This is a genomic window from Bacillus sp. 2B09 (assembly GCF_003946835.1).
Taxonomy (GTDB): Bacteria; Bacillota; Bacilli; order Bacillales; family Bacillaceae; genus Bacillus; species Bacillus altitudinis.
In genome coordinates, this window is record NZ_RPSG01000003.1 from 215,514 (window position 1) to 233,522 (window position 18,009).

Here is an 18,009-nt window from a genome sequence, read left to right on the forward strand (position 1 = left end):
TTTTCGTCATCGCTCATACTTCACAACTGGTGATTTTTCTTTATGCAACGCATGAATCAATGCATCGTCTACATGCAAATGCTCTTTCACTAATTGAGGAGGGGTTAAGGCCATCCATTGGTTCAATGAAATATCAGCAAATCGATCGCTTTTAAACATTTCTAGAAACCAAAGGCTCGTTTGCCCGATATTTTGTATGTAATGCCCCATCCCGAAAGGAACATAACCAACATCACCTGCTCTGTAATTAAAAGTGCGAGCTGTCCCGCCTGCCCCAAAAACCGTCATTTTGGCTGTACCGGTTAAATAGTATTGCCACTCATCATTATTCGGGTGCCAGTGCATTTCTCTCATCCCGCCAGGTTTTACCTCCACAAGTGCAGCAGCAATGGTTTTAGATACTGGAAAATTGCGTGAGTCGACGATTCGCACGGTTCCACCAGAGGTCACGATTGGTTTTTGACGAAGGAGCTGGTGGGTAAATGGCGGTTTGATGCCGCCGTATGGATCAGAGACTGTTTGGCTTTCAATAGATGCCGGTGAAGAGCCTTGAAACATATAGCGCTGTTTATGTGGAATGCGGTCAAACAGCTTGATTGGCACGCCGAAATTAGTAGAAAGAATGTTTTTTGGTGTATGAGCAAACCAGTCTGTGATGGTGAACGTATCAAATTCAGAAAAAGCACCATCATCAAACACAAGGAGAAACTCACAGCCATCCTCAAGACCTTGAATGGAGTGCGGAATACCGGGCGGGAAATACCACAAGTCTCCTTCTTCTACATCAGCGATCATATTCCGTCCTTCTGCATCTACAGATGTGATCCGGGCTTTACCTAAAATCATATACGCCCATTCCGCCTGCTTATGCCAATGAAGCTCACGAACACCTCCGCGCGTAAGCCGCATGTTCACACCAGCAATCGTTGTTGAAACAGGCAGCTCTCGCTCGGTAATTTCCCTCGACCAGCCGCCATGATTCAAGTGCATATGTGTATCAGAATATGAAAATTTTAAATTAGGAATCGTCCCCGCATCCGTTTTAGGGGGAACGAACATATCTGGGTTCTCCAAATCGCGCAGAACGTCTCGCGGGCCTAAATCGGTTGCGCCGGCCCCATCGTCTCGAATTGGTTGCGGGATGTGACGAATCTCCTCATCCATTTGACACCACTCCTTGTCATTCACATTTCTCCTCCAAAATATATGAGGCGTAAGAAAAAAAGATTCAATTGGAATCGGATGAAAGGTGTTTTTGAATCCGCAAAGCTAATCGCAAGCGCAATGTTGCGTCAGGATCTTTTAGGCTGATCTGGAGCAGTTCTTCACATTTCTCTAGTCGATATATCACGGTGTTGCGATGAACAGATAAACGCTTGGCTGTTTCTGAAATATGGCAATGTGTTTCGACATAAACAGATAAGGTGTGGAGAAGGTTTGGATCGACTTGTGGTTGTTCATATAATGGGTGGAGGTACTGCTCATAGAATGTTGTTAAATCTTTTGGTGGGATGAGCTTCAGTAAATCTGACACATCTTTTGCTTGATAGAACTGAATATATTCAGCTCTTAATGAGAGCTGGCCTGATTGCAGAGCATGGACAGCTTCACTGAATCCTTTTGGCAGATCGGTGATGAGATAACCGCTTAAGCTCACACCAAAGGAAATGGTGGCATTCACATGCTGTTTAATAAGGATCTGCAGTTGTTTTAAAAAAGAGCAGATCGATTTGTTCATTGCCTGCCACCCGCCAGTCTCTTCTATAAGGATGATGCCGATATCTCCTTTGACAAAAAGAAAGGCGGGATATGGACAGTGCGAAAGGGTGCTTTCAAGTAAATCAAACACATCATCTACAAGGGTTTGCTGCTTAAGGAAACAAGAGAAATGACTGCTCTGATCAAGTTGACAGACGATACATAAATAGGGAATCGTTGTGTTTAATCCAAACATGCGTGCTAGGCGGGTGACATCTTGCTCTGAGGAAATCGTCCCCTCCATCCATTTGCGAAACCATTCATTTTTGGCTCGCTCTGTCGATTGCTTGATGGCATGTTGTTTGATGCGTGAAATGGACATGGCATTTACAGCTTGTTCAATTATCAAATGCAGCCCCATGTCGTCTTGAGGATGAATGAAGGCGGGAACGACTAAATAATCATAAGCTTGTTCGTTTATATAGATAGGAAAAACAGAAACGCTTTCTTTTGAATGAACCATAGAAAAATAATGCTGCTGCGTACCGTGAAACAAGCGGAGCATTTGCATCCAATCTGGGTTTGTCATACCTTGGGATGAGGTGAAAAGAATACGTCCATACTGATTGATCAAATAGACAGGCTGATGAATTCTAAGGGCCACTTTTTGCAATGCTTCAACATGATGATCGACAATGTTCATATCCACTCATTCTCCTTTTTTTAGAGCTTAAGCCTTTGGTGAAGATGAATAAAAAAATGGACAATCGCTGTCAAAGTCTCTGATATCAATATTATGTTATCAGCTCCATTCAATTTAGATAGAAAGTTGTGATGTAATATCACAAAAAAGATGGCAGGATAAAAACACGTCACATCAGTCATCTTCATTCAGAAAAATGGGTAAATATGATATGTTGTAGACATAAGAATTTCTTTCAGAAAGATGGGTATCCCAAGAAACAAAGACTTTCAATGGGAAAATCCGTTTAGACAAGCAAGTGGCAAGAGGTGAGATAGATGATTTATATCGGATTAACTGGTTGGGGCGATCATGACAGTCTGTACCCGCCGAGAATCGGCAGTTCTCAAAAGCTGTTTCACTACGCATCAACGTTTCCCATTGTGGAACTGGATGCAAGCTTTTATGCTGTTCAGCCTGAGCGGAACCATGAAAAATGGATAAAAGATACGCCAGACGCCTTTCAATTTGTTGTGAAAGCATATCAAGGAATGACCGGGCATCAAAGAGGCGAGATCCCGTTTGCTTCAAAGGAAGAAATGTTTGATGCCTTTATTCTTTCACTGACTCCTCTCATTCGAGCAGGGAAACTGGCAATGGTTCTGTTTCAATTTCCACCATGGTTTGATTGCAAAAAGGAGCACGTCCACTATTTAAGATGGTGTAAGGAGAAGATGGGGGACATTCCTTGTGCACTCGAATTCCGAAACCGAACTTGGTTTTCAGACGAGTTTTATGAACAAACCTTATCCTTTATGGAGAAAGAAGGGTGGATTCATTCCGTCTGTGATGAACCGCAAGTCGGAGAAGGGTCTATACCGCCAGTCATAAAAGCCACACACCGTGACAAAACATTGGTCCGTTTCCACGGAAGAAATAAACAAGGCTGGCTTCACCCGGCAGATCATGAGAACTGGCGTGAAGTTCGTTACTTATATTTATATAATGAAGCTGAACTAAAGGAATGGAAAAAGAACCTCGACATCCTGCATCAACAATCGAAAGATGTATATGTCGTATTTAATAATAACTCAGGCGGAGATGCGGCAGCGAATGGCCAGCAAATGATTGATTTACTGGATTTGACGTATTCAAGCTTATCGCCGAAGCAGTTAGATTTATTTAGTTAAATGAGAGCTGTGGCTTTCAATTTGAACGAGACGGTTCAGTGACAACTTGAGGGAGAGATCAACATGCTGCAGAAGCTATGGTTATATCATACAAACGACTTGCATAGCCACTTTGAAAACTGGCCAAAAATCGCAGCTTATATTGAAGAAAAGCGTCAAGTTCACGATCAGATGCTCTTATTTGATATTGGCGATCATATGGATCGAGTAAACCTTGTATCAGAAGCGGATTATGGAAAAGTGAATGTCAAACTCCTCAATCAGCTTGGCTATGATGGCGTCACAATTGGTAATAATGAAGGCATTACGTTGCCTCATGAGCGGCTCGACCAATTGTACAAAGACGCGCAATTCCCGGTGATTTTATCTAATTTATTTGAAAAAGGCAAAAGACCATCGTGGGCAAAGCCTTATGAAGTGATCACGTTGAAAAATGGCCTGAAGATTGCCGTCTTAGGGGTGACCATTGCGTATACACCTGTCTATGAAAAGCTGGGCTGGGACATTACAGACCCATTTGAGAGCATACGGGAGATGCTGCAAGAAGTGAAGGGACAAGCTGATGTCATTGTTCTTCTTTCCCATCTAGGCATCATCCATGATCGAGAGGTAGCCCATGACTTCCCGGAAATCGACATCATCTTAGGCTCACATACGCATCATCTTTTAGAACAGGGCGAGATGGACAATGGAGTTCTTCTGGCATGTGCTGAAAAGTATGGGCATTATATTGGCTGTGTCGAGCTGACCATTGATACAGCGAGTAGCGAGCTCATCGAGAAAAAAGCGACGGTGCAATCAGTGGACCAGCTGATCAGTGAATCCGATGAAGCGATCACGACTTTACAGAAAGCTGAAAGAAGAGCGAAGTCACTCATGCAGGAAAAAGTGACATCCATTGAATCAAAGCTCGAAACAAAGTGGTTTGATGACTCCCAGCTTCCGCAACTTTTAACAGATGCCATTAAAGAATGGTGCGAGGCAGATATCGGCATGATGAATGCAGGGATGGTGCTTGATTCATTAGAGGCTGGCATCGTCACAAGAGAGGACATTCACCGGATATGTCCGCATCCCATTAATCCAATCAGGGTGACACTTACTGGGAAGCAATTGATCGAAACAGTGTCTCGTGGCTGTGAAGAAAAAATGGAACAGCTGCGCATCAAAGGCTTTGGCTTTAGAGGCGAACTGATGGGGAAAATGCTATACAGCGGTTTGACTTATTCATTAGAAGAGGGCGAAGCCAAACGAGTAAAAGAGGTCTATGTAAACGATCAACTCGTCAAAGAAGATGATTCCTATACGGTTGGCACAGTGGATATGTATACACTTGGCTCTCTTTTTCCTCATATACGTGACCATGAACACATTGAATATTTCATGCCGGAATTTTTGCGTGATGTCCTGAGCTGGCGATTGAAGGACGCAAAGTGAAATCCGCTCCAGCCTAACAACACTTGCCCTCCCTTCACATAGATTGTGTTGAAGGGAGTGAAGGGATATGGTGAATTTAACACCTATTACAATTGATGGCCATTCCTTTACAGCCGTCACCGTCAAGCTGCCAAAGACCAATTTCATGGCAGTGACAAATGAGCATGGTTATATTATGTGCGGTGCACTTGATGTCGGGCTCCTAAATGAAAAGCTTGCAGATAGAGGAATCATCGCAGGAAGAGCAGTCGGTGTAAGAACCATCGAGCAATTGCTGGATGCACCTTTAGAATCTGTGACATATGCCACTGAGTCACTCGGCATTCATGCTGGCACAATTGGAAGAGATGCATTATTAAAAATGGTGAAATAAAATGTACAGATGATTCCTATCCCCCCGCCTGTCTGCATACACTTGTAATGGAGAAGGGGGGATTTTTTATTGAGATTGAACCGCCGTTATCGCCCCTATAAAAAGGGCCCTCTGCCATTTCGTTATGTCATGCTGCTTGCCGTATTATTTTTTGTGCTCTCAACTGTCATTAGCCTATTCTTCATCAATCGTTCCATTAAACCAACGTTGATTCACATTGCTGAACTAGAAACAGAACGAATCGCCAATCATCTCATCCAATATTCTGTTCAGGATTTTGCAGATGATCAGGAGAATATGAAAGATATGGTTGTGATGAATACAAGTGAGAACGGAAAAGTGACAACTATCGACTTCAATGCGCAAGCAACATCGAAAGCAATGGCTGACCTGTCACGTCACCTTCAAAAAAATCTAGAGGACATTGAAAAGGGGAATTTTCAAAAAGAGGCAAAAGAAGCATTAAAGGATCAAACAGATGGACATGACGGCATTATATATAACATTCCGCTTGGGCAAGCGTCCGGAAATGCACTTATCGCCAACCTAGGACCAAAAGTACCTGTACGATTCAGTGTCATTGGTGACCCGCATACAGACGTTGAAAAAAACATCAAGCCATATGGCATTAACAATGCCTTGATTGATATTAGTGTGCTCATTGAGGTGAAGGTGAGAGTCATCATCCCATTCGCCTCAGAAACCATCGTCGTCAAAAACTCCGTGCCTGTCTCCATTCAAGCCGTTCAAGGAGACGTCCCAGATTATTATAATGGCAGCGGAACAAATTCAGGCGCTCCATCGATTGTTCTGCCAGAAAAAAAGGAGAAGAAAGAATAACAGCCCAATGGACGAATTGGGCTGTTTTTTTCATACGCTGTGATTGTATATAGTGTTTTTGTGATGAACGTTTTGTTGTTACGAAACAGACAGTCTTGTCCTTGCATCATTTTCATCGGTGATATAGGTCACGTCTTCAAATCCACATTCAACTGCATTCTTGTATAGCCATTCAAGTGTTCCCTTATTTTTGCAATAGATCGTGACATAGGAGCAATCGGCCACTAAAAGAACAAGCTCGCATTGGCTTTCAATAAATTCTTCATAGGTCTTAATATGAGACAATGTCCCTTTTGGATATGCTTGTAAATCGGCGAAAATCATATAATACGTCTTGTTTTCAATGAAGTGTTTGAGTTCTATACCGTCCATTCCTGTTTTACCTTCAGGAAAAAGTTCTTCATCTTTTTCGCCATCCACTAGTATATTCGAGTCTTCGGTATCGATTCGCCAGCTGAATTTGGTGATGTCGATCGGTTTTAGCACTTCTCCAAGGAAGACTCCGTATTCATTTGGAATGGTAAAGGTCATTCCTCTTTTCAAAAAAACCCCCCCCCTAACTCTTTGTGAAGTAGTCTTTCATTGGCTCATCATATCCTAATTAACCAGTTGATTCCATACGGATTACATGCCATGATAAATGTTCATTGTTTTCTTTTTTTGAATAGTGTAGCTATCCTGAAGGCTGATTTTTCACGATCGTCTGTTATGAAAGTGAGAGGAGGATTTGATTGATATGAAGAAAATTCATGTAAGCGGGTTTTGTTTTTTGGTATTTGCCATTGTATTTAGTGCTAAATATATGTCAGCATCGATATTATTAGCTGGGAGTGACAGTTTGAGTGTCGACTTATTTAGAGGGATGTTTGACATGATTCCACTTGAAGTAACAGTTGTGTATCTCCTTTTTTTCATCATGGGTATTCTTTTTTTAGTTTTAGGATTGAAAGAGAAGCATAAGCAGTAACAGTAAACAAGTGATGACCGGGGAAATGTTGATACATATCAAAAGGAGAAGCCAGCGGTATCGCTAAACTTCTCCTTTTATTTATCGACGTTTCCGCTCGGCTCTTTCCCATGCCCTTAAATGAGGATAAGGATCAAACGACCATTCAGATCGTCCATTGTCTTTATACATGCCATAATGAAGGTGTGGCGGGAATTTTCCTGCTGTGCCAGGTGGACCGTAACCGGAGCTTCCGACTGATCCGATGACTTGACCAGGTTCTACAATCTGCCCAGCTTTGAGTCCTTTTGCAAAGCCATTTAAGTGGGCAAAATAATGATAATGATTATGAATATCTCGAATGCCGATCCGCCAGCCACCAAAGCGATTCCAGCCTTTCATTTCAATCACGCCGTACGATGTCGCACGAACAGGAAGACCGTAATGAGCAAAAAGATCAGTGCCCTCATGAATTCTTCTGCCTCCAAAGCCTCTCGCATCACCCCATGTACTCCTGTAGCTGTAGTCAGCGCCAACCGGAAGAGGAAACGCATGCTTTCCAAGGTCAAGATGGCCGTAATGCTGATAGAGCTTCATAAAAGATGAAATAATTCCAACGGTTTGATCACGTCCATAATAATCCCACAGCGCAATTTTTAATTGATCGATGCTGCTGCCATAATGGAGCAAGTATTGAGCAAACGTGAACAGGACATCTTCATCGTTATCGATTTCTGCTTTTCCATCCCCATTTCCATCAAGCCCAATACCGTCAAAAACTTTAATGCTTAATGGAGAGGTATCCTGCTTATTTGGATTTTCTGGTCCTATCCACATTTCCCGGGGAATGTAGATACCAATCACACCTGTTTGTTTGGGTAAATCTCTTCTGCTTTTGCGTATATTGTGTTCATACTGATCAACCGCAGCAAGTACATACCACGGGACCTGTGTGGTGATGGCGATCTTTTCATACAGTGCCATTCGCTGTTTTAATTCATCAGGCTGTTTGTTTGTCCCTTGTGCATGGACTGATGCGGGAATCATTGAAAGAGCGATGATGATCGCTAAAACCACTTTCACAAACGTCCATCTCCTTTCTTCGAACATCTCTTCTACCGTTTAGTGTGGTTTGATCACGTTATTTCATAAGAAGAAAATGTTAGTAATTTTCTTCTGTTATTTTAGGAGTCTTTTGGGTATTTTTGCAGCTCATTCCCTTGTTGTTCAATCTGTACTATGTTAAAGTGTCTAAAGAAAAGGCCTTAGGCCGAAGATTTAATTTTTTGCGGCAACAGCTGCATCCATCGTATATAGCAGGAAGATGATTGTATATGCACCTTTAACGAATTCATATGGAGATGATGGAATTGGCAAAGAAGGAAGAGCACGTAAGAAAACCGGACTGGCTTAAAATTAAGCTGAATACGAATGAAAACTATACCGGTTTGAAAAAAATGATGCGGGAAAACAACCTGCATACCGTTTGTGAGGAAGCGAAATGTCCGAATATTCACGAATGCTGGGCAGTGAGAAGAACTGCTACATTTATGATCCTCGGATCTGTTTGTACGCGCGCATGCCGTTTCTGTGCGGTGAAAACCGGACTTCCTACTGAATTAGACTTGCAAGAGCCAGAACGCGTGGCAGATTCAGTGGCTTTGATGAATTTAAAGCACGCTGTTATAACAGCGGTTGCAAGGGATGACCAAAAAGATGGTGGAGCAGGCGTATTTGCTGAAACTGTTCGTGCCATTAGAAGAAAAAGTCCATTCACAACAATTGAAGTTCTCCCTTCAGACATGGGTGGCAATTATGATAATTTGAAAACGTTAATGGATACACGCCCTGATATTTTAAATCACAATATTGAAACAGTACGCAGGTTAACACCAAGAGTTCGTGCACGGGCTACATACGATCGTTCATTGGAATTCTTGCGTCGTGCAAAAGAAATGCAACCTGACATTCCAACGAAATCAAGCATTATGATTGGACTTGGTGAAACGAAGGAAGAAATCATCGAAGTTATGGATGATCTTCTTGCTAATAACGTCGACATCATGGCAATTGGTCAGTATTTACAACCGTCGAAAAAGCATTTGAAAGTGCAAAAATACTACCATCCAGATGAGTTTGCAGAGCTGAAGGAAATTGCCATGTCAAAAGGCTTTAGCCACTGTGAAGCTGGACCGCTTGTCCGTTCTTCTTATCATGCAGACGAACAAGTAAACGAAGCGTCTAAGAAGCGTCAAGCGCAAGCATAACAAAGAAAACGCCAGAGCTCTCTGGCGTTTTTTCTCGTATTAATTTTGGCCGTAAGGTGCGTTTCGTCTCATGGTCCGATCGGAATTCGTCATACCATTGGCATCTTCTTTCGTTGAAATATCTCCGCCTTGAGGAGAGTATTTCATTTGTTGAATCGTTTTCGTTAAAATTTGATCAAAATCACGTGAATTGGTTTGAAGACGTGAAAAATTGGCAATGGATTGAAAGTGCTCTGGGTTATCAGAGACGTACACATGATAATAACGAGGGAGAACAGAAACCGCTGTTTTTTTCACTTGATCGGCTGATTCATCTCGGTTTTTGTTGCCTGTTCGATACACAATGAGGGCATCCTCGTCTGTGACAAGTGTTGCTGCATCCTTTATATTTGGCAGCTGGATGGCTAAACTTGTAATCACGTGGGCAAGGTGCTCACGATTTAAAGCAGGGGTTCTTTCCTTCTGATCGGTTACTTGCTGGCGCTGATAACGAACATAGCCTGCTCGATTCGTATCTGCTTCTGGCATGTTGGAATTATTTCCTTCATGACGATCAGACAGGCGGATTGTCTTGCTGGAAGAATCTTCATCCACTTGCCGGTTCATGCCTGATTGAAAGCCGCATCCGCCTAAAAGCATGCATAGGAGAATAGTGGCTGTCAGTTGTTTCATCATAAATGTGACCTCCTTTTTTCTTTAGCTTCGGCTAAATCGGAAAAAACATGCTTTAGCAATTGATGGAGTTGTTCCAATGAATTATCATTAAAGGTGGATCGTTTAAAAAGAGGTGAGAAGATGATCGTCATTCAGAATGCTAGCTTTGATCTTGTCAGAGAAATCAAAGACGGCTTTGATGAGGAAGCGTTTAAAGCAAGGTACTCAGATATTTTAAATAAGTATGATTATATTGTGGGGGATTGGGGCTACAACCAGCTAAGGCTGAAGGGGTTCTTTGATGACCAAAACCAAAAGGCCACATTCGATACAAAAATCAGTACACTCGATGAATACATTTATGAATACTGTAATTTTGGCTGTGCCTATTTTGTCTTAAAGCGGATTAGAAAATAACGCAAAGGGGGCGTCATGATGTATTTCGTAGACAGAAAGAAGATTGAAGAGACATTACGTTTTTTTGAGGAGCAATATGATTTGATGCGCAGTCATCAAACATGGTCAAGCCCTTTAGAAAAAAAAGCGCTGGAACGAATTGTTCATTTGCTCGTCGAATGTATTCTTGATACAGGAAATGATATGATTGACGGCTTTATCATGCGGGACCCGGGAAGCTATGACGACATCATGGATATTCTTGTGGACGAAAAGGTTGTACCAACAGAAGAAGGCACTCACCTGAAAAAACTGGTCTCGTGCCGTAAAACACTTGTTCAGCAATACCAAGAAGTGGTTCATCACGATTTGTTGCAGGTCATCAGTGAGGTAGAACAGGCGCTGCAAGTCTTCCCGAATCGAATTCGCACTTACTTGGAGCAGGAGCTTGGACCAGTATCAGCGTTTAAATAAACCATTGGAGTTGTAAGCAGCATGAAATACAAAGGCTATTTAATTGATTTAGACGGGACGATGTATAAAGGAACAGAAAAGATTGAAGAGGCGGGGCAATTTGTTCACAAGTTAAATGAGTTGAACATCCCTTATTTGTTTGTCACGAATAACTCTTCACGCACACCGAAGCAAGTAGCAGAGAAACTGGTTTCATTCGATATTCCAGCAACGGAAGAACAAGTCTTTACAACAAGTATGGCGACGGCAAACTATATCGCAGAACAAAAGAAAGATGCCTCGGTGTATGTGATCGGAGAAGAAGGCATTCAGCAGGCCATCGAAGAAAAAGGCTTGTCGTTTGGTCAAGAAGACGCTGATTTCGTTGTCGTTGGAATAGACCGCGGTATTACATATGAAAAACTAGCGGTAGGAGCCATTGCGATCCGTCAAGGTGCACAATTTGTTTCAACAAATGGAGATATTGCCATTCCGACAGAAAGAGGGCTGTTACCTGGAAATGGATCGTTAACATCTGTGCTGACGGTTACAACAACAGTGCAGCCAACATTTATCGGAAAGCCAGAGTCTATCATTATGGAACAGGCCATGCGGGTGCTCGGGACAGATGTGTCAGAGACGCTCATGGTGGGCGATAATTATGATACCGATATTATGGCAGGGATGAATGCAGGGATGGATACACTGCTTGTCCATACAGGCGTCACGACAAAAGAGCTGCTTCAGAAATATGACAAACAGCCAACCTATGTCATTGATTCATTATCTGAGTGGATTGAACGATTATCTTAATGAAAAGAGGACAAGCGTCAGACGCACGTCCTCTTTTGTGTTTTATTCTGCATTTCTCGCACTATGTGCCAGTCTGCTTGATGCTGCCGCAGCAATAGCACCGACAATGTCATCTAAAAAGGTGTGGCATTCGCCTGAGGATTTATCGTTGAGTTTCCCAAGAATCCCTGGTTTTTCTTTATCGATATATCCGTAATTCGTAAAGCCGATGGAGCCATAAATATTAACGATGGCAAAGGATAAAATTTCATCCACACCATATAGACTTTCATCTGTTTCAAGAATGGATTGCAGCGGTTCTGTCAGCTTTTTTTGCTCAGCGAGAACATCTAGTTCAACGCCTGTTAAGATGGCATTTTGGACTTCACGTTTTGCGATGACACGTTCCACATTGTGGATGCACTCTGTCATGTCTAAGCCAGGATGATATTTTTCCTGCAAAAAGAAGACAAGGTCTGCTATATCTTGAATGGTTACGCCTCGTTCTTGTAAACGGCGTCTTGCTGTTTTTTCTACTTCGTTCATCTCATGATGATGCGGCATGTTCCTCACCCAATCCTCGTAATTTGTCCACAACGTGTGAAAAAGCTTCGGATAGTAAATAGTATTCATAAATCCCTCAACCTGCGACTACGATATGATAAGAGACTGATTTTATGAACGCAGGTGAAATCATGAAAGAAACCATTTATCACACATTTGGTATTGATGTGCGTCAATTTATGCCATATGGCAGTTATCAGAGCTTTCAAACGGCGAAAGCTCTCTTCATCATTGTTCCCGTGTCTCATTTGCGAGAAGAAGAACTCACAGAGCTTTATCATATCAGTCAGTATTTACTGAATGACGGTGACCCATACGTTGCCGTGTTTGAATTAACAAACGAAGAGAAACCGACTTTTACCCATGGAAAAGAACTGTACGCTCTATTAAAGGCAGCACCGCGGGTTACAAGCCGCTCATTTCAGCACGCACCAGAGCTGGCGGCTTTTCATGTCAGAGGGAGAGGGTTTCCTTATGAGGTGTCTGAAACAAAACGTGTCGGAGCTTGGAAGGAATTATGGGCAAAACGGTTAGACCAGCTGGAAGGCTTTTGGATGCAGCAAATGCATCAAAAACCACTTGAACGATTTGAAAAGAAATTCATTGAATCCTTTCCGTATTATCTCGGATTAACGGAAAATGCCATTCAATATTTAGTGGATACAGAGCTTGATGATGAACCAAAAGAATGTGATTCAGGTACTGTTTGTCATCAGCGCTTTTCACGTATGACCTGGCCACATGAGCAGCCGCTTCGTTTACCTGTTGACTGGGTATTTGACCATCCAACAAGAGATATCGCGGAATATTTAAGAGAAACCTTTGTCCAGCATAAGGAGGATTTAATTGAAGAGGGATTCTCCTTTTTGCAGCAATATGAGCAGGTTACGCCTCTTTCATCATTTTCAAAGCGTCTGCTGTACAGCCGTCTTCTGTTTCCGCTTCATTATTTTGAAATTGTCGAAGGTTATTATATGTCAGGAGAAAATGAAAAATCTTATTATGAAGAACGATTAGATTACGTTTTAAATGATGCGAACCGCTACGAATATTTTCTCAAGGTGTTTCAAGAATTGAGTGCCATGCGCAGCGGTGGGCATCTCATTCCTCCTGTTGGATGGATTCATCAATCCGCTGATTTGAAGTTTCAGTGAACAGACGAAACGTCTCTTTTCTCTTGAGGCGTTTTTCGTTATGCTTAAAGAAAGCAACCAAAGGAGTGTTCTTCTTGACGAAACCTTATGTCTATATCACAAGAAAGCTTGATGAAACAACACTTACACCATTAAAAGAAGTCGCTCATATTGACATGTGGACGAGCGAGGATGAGCCGTGTCCAAGAGAAGAGTTAGAAAAACAAGCGGCTCAAGCAGATGGGCTGCTCACGATGCTGTCAGATCAAGTAGATGAGGCACTTTTATCAAATGCTCCAAATCTAAAAGTGGTCGCGAATCTCGCGGTCGGCTATGACAATATTGATCTAAAGGCAGCTAAAAAGCACGGGATCACGGTATGTCATACACCGGACGTCTTAACAGAATCGACGGCTGATTTAGCCTTTGCGCTTTTGATGGCGTCAGCAAGACGAATTGTCGAAGCGAGTGATTGGATTAAGGATGGGAACTGGACAGGCTGGGGGCCGCTTCTTCTAGCCGGTGCGGATGTTCATCATAAAACGTTAGGGATTGTCGGAATGGGCAGTATTGGAACCGCACTGGCCAAGCGGGCAAAAGGTTTTGATATGAATGTTCTGTATCATAATCGTTCAAGAAAGCCAGAAGCAGAAGCACAGCTAGGTGTGACCTATGCCGCATTTGATGAGCTGCTTACGCAGTCTGATTTCATCGTTTGTTTGACGCCTTTAACACCTGAAACGAAAGAAATGTTTAATAAGAAAGCATTTGAGCAGATGAAGAACACGGCTTACTTCATCAACGTTTCCAGAGGGCAGACGGTAGACGAAGATGCTTTATATGATGCTGTCACGACAGGAAAAATTGCAGGAGCAGGTCTGGATGTATTTAGCAGGGAGCCTGTCAGTCCGGATCACCCGTTAACGACATTACCAAATGTGACAGTGCTTCCTCATATCGGAAGTGCGAGTGTTGAAACGAGAAAAAACATGATGCATTTATGTGCTGAAAATATTGCGCTTGTCCTGCAAGATCAGCAAGCCAAAACGCCAGTTCAGGCGTAATCTCAAGCTTCCCGGCTTCGGGAGCTTTTCTCACAAAAATATTTTGAAAATATAGAATCTTGATATAAATAGCTGTTAAGCGGTTTCATTCTCATATTCTCTTATTTTATTACCTTGTCAAAATGAGGATACCCCTTTATAATGTGTGTACATTGAATGTCTGTGTTAGGTTAACAAATGTCTTTTTAGAGAGGACATTTACGGAGAAAGGTGGAATTTCAGGTGAAGGCAATTCGAGTTGGACTACTAGGATTAGGAACAGTGGGGAGCGGTGTCGTTAAGATTATTCAAGATCATCAGGATAAATTAATGCACCAGATCGGCTGTCCGGTATTAATACAAAAAGTGCTTGTGAGCAATCCCGATAAAAAAAGAGATGTGGATGTGGCAAGAGAGGTCTTCACAACTGAAGTATACGATGTGATTCGAGATCCAGAGGTCGACGTCATTATTGAAGTGATGGGCGGCATTGAAGAGACAAAACAATATTTAATAGATGCACTAAATGAGAAGAAGCATGTCATTACAGCCAACAAGGATTTAATGGCGCTATATGGCACAGAGCTTTTACATGTAGCAAAAGAAAACGGCTGTGACCTTTACTATGAAGCGAGTGTCGCAGGTGGGATTCCGATTTTGCGTACACTAGAGGAAGGTTTAGCCTCTGACCGCATCACAAAAATGATGGGAATCGTGAACGGGACAACGAACTTTATTTTAACAAAAATGAATGTCGATAAAAGTGCGTATGAAGATGTATTAAAAGAAGCGCAGGATCTTGGCTTTGCAGAAGCAGATCCGACGGCGGACGTAGAAGGACTAGATGCGGCAAGAAAGATGGCCATCCTGGCAAGACTCGGCTTTTCCATGAATGTAGACTTAGAGGATGTGAAAGTGAAAGGCATCTCTGACATCTCGGATGAGGACATTAATTTCAGTAAACGTTTTGGCTATACAATGAAGCTGATTGGAATTGCCCAAAGGGACGGAGAGAAAGTGGAGGTCAGCGTACAGCCAACTTTACTTCCTGATCATCACCCGTTATCTTCCGTCAACAATGAATTTAATGCTGTCTATGTTTACGGAAGTGCTGTCGGAGAAACGATGTTTTACGGACCTGGAGCAGGCAGCCTGCCAACGGCAACAGCTGTTGTCTCTGATTTAGTCGCTGTTATGAAAAACATGCGTCTTGGTGTGAATGGCAGTGGATTTATTGCACCGCAATTTGACAAGAAAATCAAATCATCATCCGAAGTATTTGCTCAGCAATTTTTAAGAATACATGTGAGAGATCAAGTCGGAGCTTTCTCCCGCATTACATCCATTTTTTCTGAAAGAGGCATCAGCTTTGAAAAGATCCTTCAGCTTCCTGTTAAAGGGCATGATGAGCTGGCTGAAATTGTGATTATTACACATCAAACATCAGAAGAAGATTTCTCAAATATCCTGCAAACATTAAACGATCTCGACGTGGTGGTTCAAGTGAAGAGCACGTACCGAGTAGAAGGGAACGGTTTAAGCTGATGAAGTGGAATGGACTCATTGAAGAATTTCAAGAATTCTTACCAGTAAACGAACAAACACCTAAACTAACATTAAATGAAGGAAACACACCGCTGATTCATCTCGCAAAGCTATCTGAAAAGCTAGGGATTGAGCTTCACGTGAAAACAGAAGGCGTCAACCCTACAGGTTCTTTTAAGGATCGCGGGATGGTCATGGCCGTCGCAAAAGCAAAAGAAGAAGGCAATGATACGATCATGTGTGCATCGACAGGGAATACATCTGCAGCAGCGGCAGCTTATGCGGCGCGCGCTGATATGAAATGTATTGTCATCATTCCAGATGGAAAAATTGCCTTCGGTAAGCTGGCGCAGGCTGTCATGTACGGAGCAGAAATCATTGCCATTGACGGCAACTTTGATGATGCGCTGAAAATTGTCCGCAGCATCTGTGAAAAAGCACCAATCGCACTTGTTAACTCCGTCAATCCATACCGAATTGAAGGACAAAAAACAGCGGCATTTGAAATCTGTGAGCAGCTAGGCTCCGCACCGGACGTACTGGCGATTCCTGTTGGAAATGCGGGGAATATTACAGCGTACTGGAAAGGCTTCAAAGAATATCATGAGAAAAAAGGCACTGGACTGCCAGTCATGCGTGGTTTTGAAGCAGAAGGTGCTGCAGCCATCGTTAGAAATGAAGTCATTGAGCAGCCAGAAACAGTCGCAACAGCCATTCGCATCGGAAACCCTGCAAGCTGGAAACAAGCTGTAGCAGCGGCAGATGAATCGAACGGGAAAATTGATGAAGTGACAGATGAAGAAATTCTTCATGCCTATCAATTGATCGCACGTGAAGAAGGTGTGTTTGCAGAGCCAGGCTCTTGTGCATCAATTGCAGGTGTACTCAAACAAGTGAAATCTGGAGAAATTAAGCCAGGCAGTAAAGTTGTCGCAGTACTGACAGGAAACGGATTAAAAGATCCGAATACGGCGATTGATATTTCGCACATCAAACCGGTCACACTGGATGCAGATGAAGATCAAATTCTGGAACATTTAGAAAAGGCCGCACGCGTATGAGTAACGGCTCCATGCTTTTTTCAATCACAGTACCGGGAAGCACTGCCAACTTAGGACCAGGCTTTGACTCAGTCGGAATGGCGCTCAGCCGCTATTTAAAGCTATCGGTCTATGACCATGATAGCTGGCTGTTTGAAGCAGAAACAGATGTTGTGTCTGGTATTCCATCAGGCACCGATAACCTGATCTACCAAACAGCTAAAAAGGTCGCAGATGACTTTGGAAAAACACTCCCGCCTGTTCATGTCAAAGTGTGGAGTGATATTCCATTAGCAAGGGGGCTGGGCAGCAGCGCTGCTGCCATTGTCGCCGCTATTGAGCTCGCCAATCAGCTGCTTGAATTAAAGATGACCGATGATCAGAAGCTCTTTTTTGCAAGTGAGGTAGAAGGTCATCCCGATAATGCGGGTGCCTCTTTATTCGGTGGTTTACTCATCGGTCTTCATGAAGAAGACAAGACACATGCCGTTAAAGTGCAGCATGTGGATGTAGATGTAGTCGTCGTGATTCCTTTTTATGAAGTGCTCACAAAGGATGCCCGTGATGTCCTGCCAGAGGATTTTTCCTATAAACAGGCCGTGAGCGCGAGTGCAGTGAGTAACGTCCTTGTCGCCGCCTTAATGACGCAGAACTGGCCGCTTGTAGGGGAAATGATGAATAAAGATTTATTTCATCAGCCATACCGCACGATGCTTGTCCCAGAGCTATCAAAGGTGGAGCACGTTGCTTCATTAAAAGGCGCGTATGGAACAGCATTAAGCGGTGCTGGGCCGACCATTTTGACCTTAGTGGAAAAAGGGAAGGGAGAAGCGTTGAAAGAACAGCTTTCCCAAAATTTCCCGCATTGTGAAGTAGATGTGCTGACGGTGCCGGTAGAAGGTGTCATCGTCGAGCATCATTCTGTGAATCAAATGAAGAACGTGCTATAAATGAGC

At 42.9% G+C, this 18,009-nt stretch carries 20 protein-coding genes; 14 read left to right on the forward strand and 6 right to left on the reverse strand.

Annotated features, from left to right (window positions below; all coding sequences use genetic code 11):
- Positions 1-6 precede the first annotated feature (6 nt).
- Complete coding sequence (locus tag EBQ12_RS08585) at positions 7-1,164, reverse strand: oxalate decarboxylase family bicupin (protein ID WP_060832616.1); 1,158 nt, start codon at positions 1,162-1,164, stop codon at positions 7-9.
- Positions 1,165-1,228: 64 nt separating this feature from the next.
- Positions 1,229-2,401, reverse strand: coding sequence for a PucR family transcriptional regulator (locus tag EBQ12_RS08590; protein ID WP_060832615.1), 1,173 nt, complete (start codon positions 2,399-2,401; stop codon positions 1,229-1,231).
- Between the two features lie 317 nt (positions 2,402-2,718).
- Here EBQ12_RS08590 and EBQ12_RS08595 point away from each other — a divergent pair, with 317 nt between their 5' ends.
- The 4 genes from EBQ12_RS08595 to yunB all read left to right on the forward strand — a co-directional run bounded on the left by EBQ12_RS08595 (position 2,719) and on the right by yunB (position 6,220).
- A complete protein-coding gene (locus EBQ12_RS08595) occupies positions 2,719-3,570 on the forward strand; it encodes a DUF72 domain-containing protein (protein ID WP_008346854.1) in 852 nt (283 codons plus the stop codon).
- Between the two features lie 63 nt (positions 3,571-3,633).
- Entirely contained in the window at positions 3,634-5,007 is a 1,374-nt protein-coding gene (locus EBQ12_RS08600; RefSeq protein WP_065460996.1) for a bifunctional metallophosphatase/5'-nucleotidase, read from the forward strand.
- A gap of 67 nt (positions 5,008-5,074) precedes the next feature.
- Positions 5,075-5,380, forward strand: coding sequence for a YunC family protein (locus EBQ12_RS08605; RefSeq protein WP_125589701.1), 306 nt, complete (start codon positions 5,075-5,077; stop codon positions 5,378-5,380).
- A 69-nt stretch (positions 5,381-5,449) separates the two neighbouring features.
- Positions 5,450-6,220, forward strand: a complete 771-nt coding sequence (yunB, locus tag EBQ12_RS08610; RefSeq protein ID WP_017367991.1) for a sporulation protein YunB — start codon at positions 5,450-5,452, stop codon at positions 6,218-6,220.
- A 78-nt stretch (positions 6,221-6,298) separates the two neighbouring features.
- Here the strand turns inward: yunB and EBQ12_RS08615 are convergent, their stop codons facing one another.
- Positions 6,299-6,763 (reverse strand): DUF2691 family protein, encoded by a 465-nt coding sequence (locus tag EBQ12_RS08615; RefSeq protein WP_125589703.1) that lies wholly within the window; start codon positions 6,761-6,763, stop codon positions 6,299-6,301.
- Positions 6,764-6,956: 193 nt separating this feature from the next.
- Between EBQ12_RS08615 and EBQ12_RS08620 the strand changes: the two genes are divergently transcribed.
- Positions 6,957-7,187, forward strand: a complete 231-nt coding sequence (locus EBQ12_RS08620) for a hypothetical protein (RefSeq protein WP_008346846.1) — start codon at positions 6,957-6,959, stop codon at positions 7,185-7,187.
- Positions 7,188-7,268: 81 nt separating this feature from the next.
- Here the strand turns inward: EBQ12_RS08620 and EBQ12_RS08625 are convergent, their stop codons facing one another.
- The gene (locus EBQ12_RS08625) at positions 7,269-8,213 is read right to left on the reverse strand and encodes a M23 family metallopeptidase (RefSeq protein WP_231947251.1); all 945 of its coding nucleotides are present in this window, start codon (positions 8,211-8,213) and stop codon (positions 7,269-7,271) included.
- 323 nt (positions 8,214-8,536) lie between these two features.
- On the opposite strand from EBQ12_RS08625, the gene lipA reads away from it, so the two are divergent.
- Entirely contained in the window at positions 8,537-9,433 is an 897-nt protein-coding gene (gene lipA / locus EBQ12_RS08630) for a lipoyl synthase (RefSeq protein WP_008360456.1), read from the forward strand.
- A gap of 39 nt (positions 9,434-9,472) precedes the next feature.
- Here the strand turns inward: lipA and EBQ12_RS08635 are convergent, their stop codons facing one another.
- The gene (locus EBQ12_RS08635; protein ID WP_007500413.1) at positions 9,473-10,108 is read right to left on the reverse strand and encodes a YhcN/YlaJ family sporulation lipoprotein; all 636 of its coding nucleotides are present in this window, start codon (positions 10,106-10,108) and stop codon (positions 9,473-9,475) included.
- A 120-nt stretch (positions 10,109-10,228) separates the two neighbouring features.
- Here EBQ12_RS08635 and EBQ12_RS08640 point away from each other — a divergent pair, with 120 nt between their 5' ends.
- Genes EBQ12_RS08640 through EBQ12_RS08650 form a run of 3 tightly spaced genes read left to right on the forward strand, consistent with a single transcriptional unit; the run spans position 10,229 to position 11,749 of the window.
- The gene (locus EBQ12_RS08640) at positions 10,229-10,504 is read left to right on the forward strand and encodes a YutD family protein (protein ID WP_060832611.1); all 276 of its coding nucleotides are present in this window, start codon (positions 10,229-10,231) and stop codon (positions 10,502-10,504) included.
- 18 nt (positions 10,505-10,522) lie between these two features.
- Entirely contained in the window at positions 10,523-10,957 is a 435-nt protein-coding gene (locus EBQ12_RS08645) for a DUF86 domain-containing protein (RefSeq protein WP_024719757.1), read from the forward strand.
- 21 nt (positions 10,958-10,978) lie between these two features.
- The gene (locus EBQ12_RS08650) at positions 10,979-11,749 is read left to right on the forward strand and encodes a TIGR01457 family HAD-type hydrolase (RefSeq protein ID WP_008346835.1); all 771 of its coding nucleotides are present in this window, start codon (positions 10,979-10,981) and stop codon (positions 11,747-11,749) included.
- Positions 11,750-11,791: 42 nt separating this feature from the next.
- Here the strand turns inward: EBQ12_RS08650 and EBQ12_RS08655 are convergent, their stop codons facing one another.
- Entirely contained in the window at positions 11,792-12,292 is a 501-nt protein-coding gene (locus tag EBQ12_RS08655; protein WP_024719755.1) for a phosphatidylglycerophosphatase A family protein, read from the reverse strand.
- Positions 12,293-12,405: 113 nt separating this feature from the next.
- Here EBQ12_RS08655 and yutH point away from each other — a divergent pair, with 113 nt between their 5' ends.
- The 5 genes from yutH (at position 12,406) to thrB (ending at position 18,003) form a co-directional block, all read left to right on the forward strand.
- Complete coding sequence (gene yutH, locus EBQ12_RS08660; protein WP_007500419.1) at positions 12,406-13,446, forward strand: spore coat putative kinase YutH; 1,041 nt, start codon at positions 12,406-12,408, stop codon at positions 13,444-13,446.
- A 74-nt stretch (positions 13,447-13,520) separates the two neighbouring features.
- Positions 13,521-14,489, forward strand: a complete 969-nt coding sequence (locus EBQ12_RS08665; RefSeq protein WP_025207920.1) for a 2-hydroxyacid dehydrogenase — start codon at positions 13,521-13,523, stop codon at positions 14,487-14,489.
- A gap of 222 nt (positions 14,490-14,711) precedes the next feature.
- Positions 14,712-16,013 carry a homoserine dehydrogenase gene (locus tag EBQ12_RS08670; protein WP_008346827.1) on the forward strand — a complete coding sequence of 434 codons (1,302 nt, stop codon included), beginning with the start codon at positions 14,712-14,714 and terminating at the stop codon, positions 16,011-16,013.
- Positions 16,013-17,074: a threonine synthase gene (gene thrC / locus EBQ12_RS08675; RefSeq protein WP_008346825.1), complete on the forward strand. Its 1,062-nt coding sequence runs from the start codon at positions 16,013-16,015 to the stop codon at positions 17,072-17,074. The genes EBQ12_RS08670 and thrC overlap by 1 nt, the downstream gene beginning before the upstream one ends.
- Entirely contained in the window at positions 17,071-18,003 is a 933-nt protein-coding gene (gene thrB, locus EBQ12_RS08680) for a homoserine kinase (RefSeq protein WP_060832609.1), read from the forward strand. Before thrC ends, thrB begins: the two co-directional genes overlap by 4 nt.
- Positions 18,004-18,009: the final 6 nt, after the last annotated feature.

Bases quoted from the DNA above. Each gene is read 5' to 3' on its own strand.
- EBQ12_RS08655 (WP_024719755.1), bottom strand. From the start codon at position 12,292: ATGCCGCATCATCATGAGATGAACGAAGTAGAAAAAACAGCAAGACGC.
- EBQ12_RS08590 (WP_060832615.1), bottom strand. From the start codon at position 2,401: ATGAACATTGTCGATCATCATGTTGAAGCATTGCAAAAAGTGGCCCTT.
- EBQ12_RS08600 (WP_065460996.1), top strand. From the start codon at position 3,634: ATGCTGCAGAAGCTATGGTTATATCATACAAACGACTTGCATAGCCAC.
- EBQ12_RS08605 (WP_125589701.1), top strand. From the start codon at position 5,075: ATGGTGAATTTAACACCTATTACAATTGATGGCCATTCCTTTACAGCC.
- EBQ12_RS08620 (WP_008346846.1), top strand. From the start codon at position 6,957: ATGAAGAAAATTCATGTAAGCGGGTTTTGTTTTTTGGTATTTGCCATT.
- EBQ12_RS08585 (WP_060832616.1), bottom strand. From the start codon at position 1,164: ATGGATGAGGAGATTCGTCACATCCCGCAACCAATTCGAGACGATGGG.
- yutH (WP_007500419.1), top strand. From the start codon at position 12,406: ATGAACGCAGGTGAAATCATGAAAGAAACCATTTATCACACATTTGGT.
- thrC (WP_008346825.1), top strand. From the start codon at position 16,013: ATGAAGTGGAATGGACTCATTGAAGAATTTCAAGAATTCTTACCAGTA.
- thrB (WP_060832609.1), top strand. From the start codon at position 17,071: ATGAGTAACGGCTCCATGCTTTTTTCAATCACAGTACCGGGAAGCACT.
- EBQ12_RS08595 (WP_008346854.1), top strand. From the start codon at position 2,719: ATGATTTATATCGGATTAACTGGTTGGGGCGATCATGACAGTCTGTAC.
- EBQ12_RS08645 (WP_024719757.1), top strand. From the start codon at position 10,523: ATGTATTTCGTAGACAGAAAGAAGATTGAAGAGACATTACGTTTTTTT.
- EBQ12_RS08625 (WP_231947251.1), bottom strand. From the start codon at position 8,213: ATGATTCCCGCATCAGTCCATGCACAAGGGACAAACAAACAGCCTGAT.
- EBQ12_RS08635 (WP_007500413.1), bottom strand. From the start codon at position 10,108: ATGATGAAACAACTGACAGCCACTATTCTCCTATGCATGCTTTTAGGC.
- EBQ12_RS08640 (WP_060832611.1), top strand. From the start codon at position 10,229: ATGATCGTCATTCAGAATGCTAGCTTTGATCTTGTCAGAGAAATCAAA.
- EBQ12_RS08650 (WP_008346835.1), top strand. From the start codon at position 10,979: ATGAAATACAAAGGCTATTTAATTGATTTAGACGGGACGATGTATAAA.